This window comes from Kribbia dieselivorans NBRC 106261 (assembly GCF_001552435.1).
In the GTDB taxonomy this organism is placed as follows: Bacteria; Actinomycetota; Actinomycetes; order Actinomycetales; family Dermatophilaceae; genus Kribbia; species Kribbia dieselivorans.
In genome coordinates, this window is record NZ_BCRE01000296.1 from 1 (window position 1) to 1,226 (window position 1,226).

General features: G+C 67.0%; 3 protein-coding genes. All 3 read right to left on the reverse strand.

Annotated elements, in window-relative coordinates; translation table 11 throughout:
• On the reverse strand, window positions 1-311 hold a 311-nt coding region (locus tag KD1_RS15970), incomplete at its 3' end, for a DivIVA domain-containing protein (protein WP_157073434.1).
• A gap of 169 nt (window positions 312-480) precedes the next feature.
• Window positions 481-750: a YggT family protein gene (locus KD1_RS15975; RefSeq protein WP_068403585.1), complete on the reverse strand. Its 270-nt coding sequence runs from the start codon at window positions 748-750 to the stop codon at window positions 481-483.
• Between the two features lie 9 nt (window positions 751-759).
• On the reverse strand, window positions 760-1,226 hold a 467-nt coding region (locus tag KD1_RS15980; protein ID WP_245627448.1), incomplete at its 5' end, for a cell division protein SepF.

Below are 1,226 nucleotides of genomic sequence, written 5' to 3' on the forward strand. Positions count from 1 at the left end.
GGGGCGGCCTTGGCGGCCTCGGCCGCACGACGCTCCGCCTCGTCGGCCCGACGCTGCGCCTCGGCGCGCGCGGTGCCCTCCTTGTTCAACTGGCCCTCGAGCTCGGCGACCCGAGCCTTGAGGCCGGCCACCTCGTTGCCGTTGCCGACGGCAGCCACCTGCGTCGTCGCGCCGTCGGACTGCTTGAGGAGGCGACGCATCTCCGCCACGACCTCGTCCAGGAAGTCGTCGACCTCGCGCTCGTCGTAACCCCGACGGAACTGCGTCTGCGTGAAGGTCTTGTTGAGGACGTCCTCGGGCGTCAGAGCCATTTCGTCTCCTGAGGGCTGGTGCGGTGGTGCACACCTGTCGGCGCGCACCCAATGGTAGGGATCTTTCCGGCCACCTTATGCGATCCGTGACCTTCACCGGGCCCAACACGCCTCACCGGCCGTGACGTCGGACCCCTCGGCACCTCGCAACGGGGCGTGTGACGCCGGATCAGTAGGCCAGGATCGACACCACGAGAATGAGGACGAGGAAGGCCAGATCCAACTGGATTCCGCCCAGGCGCAGCGGGGGAATCACCTTGCGCAGCGCCCGCAACGGCGGGTCGGTGAGCGAGTAGATGCCTTCGGCGAGCACGAGGACGGGCCCGGTGGGGCGCCAGTCCCGGGCCAACACCTGCACCCAGTCGAGGATGAGTCGTCCGATGAGGACGAGGAAGTAGAGGAAGAACAGGAAGCGAATGACCTGCAGCACCTCAGCCACGGGTCACCCTCAACTCTGGTTGAACAGGGACCGCTTCGGCTTGGGCTCCTCCGAGGAGACCTCGACGTGGGCCGGCGTGAGAAGGAACACCTTGTTGGTGACCCGTTCGATCGAACCGTGCAGCCCGAACACGAGGCCCGCCGCGAAGTCGACCAGGCGCTTGGCGTCGGCGTCGTCCATATCGGACAGGTTCATGATGACCGGCGTCGCCTCACGGAACGCCTCACCGATGTTCTTGGCCTCGTTGTAGGTGCGCGGGTGGATCGTCGTGATCCGATTCAGCGTGCCCACTTCAACCTCCTGGACGACGGACGCGACGGGAGTGCGCCGCAGCGGCGTCACCTCGGCGTGACGCTCCTCGACGACCTCCTCCACCGGCTGGTCGTACCCATCGTCGTAGTACTCCTGGTCGTCGTAGCGCGGGTCCTCCTCGGCCAGGCCGAGGTAGACCATCGCGTTCCGCAGTGCACCTGCCA